The 2,261-nt window shown below is 38.3% G+C and carries 3 protein-coding genes and 1 pseudogene; all 4 read left to right on the top strand.

What is annotated here, in order from left to right; genetic code table 11:
- A pseudogene (locus HMPREF2701_RS06860) lies at positions 1–386 on the top strand (virulence protein); the annotation flags it as partial.
- A 9-nt stretch (positions 387–395) separates the two neighbouring features.
- Entirely contained in the window at positions 396–1,025 is a 630-nt protein-coding gene (locus HMPREF2701_RS06855; RefSeq protein ID WP_061590542.1) for a hypothetical protein, read from the top strand.
- On the top strand, positions 1,022–1,639 hold the full coding sequence (locus tag HMPREF2701_RS06850) for a hypothetical protein (protein WP_042750694.1): 618 nt from the start codon (positions 1,022–1,024) through the stop codon (positions 1,637–1,639). Before HMPREF2701_RS06855 ends, HMPREF2701_RS06850 begins: the two co-directional genes overlap by 4 nt.
- On the top strand, positions 1,636–2,261 hold a 626-nt coding region (locus tag HMPREF2701_RS06845), incomplete at its 3' end, for a hypothetical protein (RefSeq protein WP_061590544.1). The genes HMPREF2701_RS06850 and HMPREF2701_RS06845, both read left to right, overlap by 4 nt.

Here is a 2,261-nt window from a genome sequence, read left to right as displayed (position 1 = left end):
AGACGGCCTTACAAAATGGCGAAATTCAGGTTAATTATTCTAGCAACTACGACAGCTGGCAGGCAAATAGACCTACGAGTAAGACCATTTCTGGCAGGGGTGGTAAACTAATTGAAGCCCGAGTAGGAAATCGAAAAGTGAACCTTCGTGTGGATTGGGAGCCAAGCAGTGGTACTAATGGTGATGGAATTTTCCAGGTTCAATCTGGAAGTGGAAAGTCAGGCTATTCGCTTGATGAATATATTGAAGTAAATACAATTTCTGGAAGAAAATCTATAGAAGATTGGGTAAATACCAATCGCCAACTAAGGAAACTTGATACAAACACAAAGGAAGAGATAATTAATAGGATTTTTAAGGGTTATCGAATTTATTACGGGAACTAGGTGGACAATATGAGACTATACATCAAAGGTGATTATGCTAAAAAAATAACATTTACTACTAGAGAACTAGTTTGGAAGATGTGGTTTAAGGAACGGAATGGCAAGAAAATAAGTTACTCCAACGTTGGTGATGATGAGATGTTGCAAGATGATTTTTATTTCGGAGCAGAGTTGCGCAAATGGGCTTCAGTTGACGAAAGATGGGATAAGGCTCCTTTTATAATTCCGAGCAATCCTTGGTTATCCTTGCAATATGAAGATATTGAACTTGAATTTGAACATGCCTTTATTTCCGACGACCGCGAAAAGGGGGAGTTTCTTCGAATTGCCTCAACTCATGTAGATATTTTGACGGTTGACAAGCGCGCTTTATACGTTATGGCTATTGAAGTAGCATCTGCCATTGATGGTCAGATTAGCGAAGACGACAAGCAAAGTTGGCTAAGTGTAGAAGAATTTAAGGAATATCATAAGGATGTTCTTTCACTAACTTATGATGAAGCTGTTGACATCAGTTTGGAAGAATTAAAGACAATTGTACCGGTAAGAGATCCTCTATGGGAAGAGGAAGAAAGGCTTCGAGAAGAGTACATAAAAATTCATGGCGAACGTGTGTATGACGATGAGGACGATGAGTGAGACTATATCTTAAAGGCAACTACGAAACTAGTATATACCAAACCTGTATGGAATTTCCTTGGAAAATGTGGTTCAAAGAACGCAAAGGTGTGGAAGTTGGTTTTTCTTACGCATTTAATGAAAATTTTTATTTGAGTTTAACTCTAGATAAATTTTCTTCAAATGATGAGCGTTGGGGAATGGCTGATTTTAGAATAGGAAAAGACTCTTGGGCGACTTTTAAGCGTGAAAATTTAAATTTAAATTTTGAAAATTCTTATGAAAGTGATGGGCGAGAAAAAGGAGACTGTCTTCGAATAATCACGACTCATAAGGATATTCTAACGGCTGACAAGCGAGCTCTCTATATCATGGCGATTGAGGTAGCATCTGTCATTGACGGTCAAATCAGCGAAGACGACAAAGAAACATGGCTGAGTGTTGAAAAATTCAAAACGAAACATAAAGACCTACTGAATATGACCTACGACGAAGCAGTCGATATTAGTTTAGAAGAGATAAAGGTTTTGAAAGCCATAGACGAGCCTCTTTGGGAAGAATTGGATAGGAAGCGCGAGGAGTATATCCGAATCCATGGAGAGGTGGAGTTGGACGACGATGAGGAAGACGAGTGAGACTATATATAAAAGGTGACTATACTAGAAAATTGCCATTTGGCTACAGAGAACTCGCATGGAAGATGTGGTTTAAAGAAAGAAATGGTCAAAAAATAAGTTTCTCAAATGTCGGGGATGATGAAATGTTGCAAAATGACTTCTATTTATCTTTGCGGTTAGATAAGTGGGGAGCAAGTGGCTCTCGTTGGAAAGATGCCAAGGTTAAAGGAAGCAGTGCAATAAATTCCCAAATGTATGAAAATATTGATTTGGATTATGAAGGAAGTTACGAAAGCGACGGTAGAGAAAAGGGAAAATACCTAAGAATCGCTTCTAATTATTTGGATGTTTTAACAGTTGATAAACGTGCTATGTATATTATGGCGCTTGAAATTGCGATTGCTATTGATGGACAAATCAGTGAAGATGATAAGAACACATGGCTAACAATCGAGGAATTCAAGGAAAAGCACCAAGATATCTTATCTCTAACTTTTGATGAAGCAAATGAGATGAGTTTGGAAGAAATTCAGACGATTGACGCTATTGACGAACCCATCTGGGAAGAATTGGATAAGAAGCGTGAAGAATACATAGCTATCCATGGCGAACGTGTTTATGACGATGAGGAAGACGAGTG

Origin of the sequence: Streptococcus sp. HMSC077D04, from assembly GCF_001808785.1 — a bacterium.
Classification (GTDB): domain Bacteria; phylum Bacillota; class Bacilli; order Lactobacillales; family Streptococcaceae; genus Streptococcus; species Streptococcus mitis_BX.
This window is presented reverse-complemented; position numbering and strand designations above follow the sequence as displayed.

Bases quoted from the DNA above. Each gene is read 5' to 3' on its own strand.
- HMPREF2701_RS06855 (WP_061590542.1), top strand. From the start codon at position 396: ATGAGACTATACATCAAAGGTGATTATGCTAAAAAAATAACATTTACT.